Here is a 287-nt window from a genome sequence, read left to right on the forward strand (position 1 = left end):
TCGAGCACCCGGATGGACTCCGCCGAGGGCGGGTTGTCCATGAGCAGGCCGAGCTGGTTCACCGGGATCGAGGACTCCGAGGCCATCTGCTGGGCGACGAGCTTGAAGTGCTCGCCGTGCGGCTGCTGGCTGGAGGCCGAGAGCTGCTGGAGTGCGGCGCGGCGCCACTCGCCGGTCTCCTCGTCGAAGAAGTCCGGGATGCCCCACACCGAGCCGGTGGCGACCTCGAAGCCGGAGCGCGTGCGCCCGTCCTTGTCTTTGAACGCCTCCGAACGCGCGCCGAGCAG

Annotated in this window: 1 pseudogene; it reads right to left on the reverse strand. The window is 70.0% G+C overall.

Features of this window, described 5'->3' with window-relative positions:
• Positions 1-287: pseudogene (locus tag Q4D18_RS11620) on the reverse strand (hypothetical protein); the annotation flags it as partial.

It is taken from the genome of Micrococcus sp. (genome assembly GCF_030523875.1).
GTDB lineage: Bacteria > Actinomycetota > Actinomycetes > Actinomycetales > Micrococcaceae > Micrococcus.